Source organism: Frankia sp. AiPs1, from assembly GCF_023716945.1.
GTDB lineage: Bacteria > Actinomycetota > Actinomycetes > Frankiales > Frankiaceae > Frankia.
Genome location: NZ_JAMQQF010001196.1, coordinates 1 through 516 on the forward strand (window position 1 = coordinate 1; position 516 = coordinate 516).

The 516-nt window shown below is 77.1% G+C and carries 1 protein-coding gene; it reads right to left on the reverse strand.

The window, feature by feature from the left end; all coding sequences use genetic code 11:
- Positions 1-516, reverse strand: a 516-nt coding sequence (locus ND748_RS33615) for a DNA polymerase (protein WP_251750224.1), incomplete at both ends; no start/stop codon positions are given.

Sequence of the window (516 nt, forward strand, 5' to 3'; positions counted from 1 at the left end):
AGGAAGGCCAGCGCGGTCGGGTAGGCGCGGCGCATGCGGCGCAGGGCCTCGCCGGCCGAGCCGGTGGTCTGGCCGTACATGGCGGCGAGTACGGCGATCTTGGCGTGCGCCCGGTCGCGGCCGAGCTGTGCGGCGACGGGGGCGTACATGTCGTCGGCCTGGGTGGCCGCAGCGAGGGCGGGGTCGGCGGCGACGACGGCGAGCACCCGGGGTTCGATCTGGCCGAGGTCGGCGCGGACGAACATCCGGCCCGGTTCGGCGACGACGGCGGCGCGCAGGTCGGCGGGCAGGTTGTGCAGGCCGGCCTGGGCGGTCATCCGTCCGGCGGCGCCGTCGCTGCCGTGCCAGGCGCCGCGCAGCCGGCCGTCCGGGCTGACGTGGGTGTCGAGCCAACGGTGGCCGTAGGTCGTGGCGATCCGCTCGGTGCGCCGCCAGGTCAGTAGCGCGGCGACGGCGGGATGGGCGGCGCGCAGCGGTTCGAGGCGGCCCGAGCGGGTGTCGGGAACGTCGATGCCC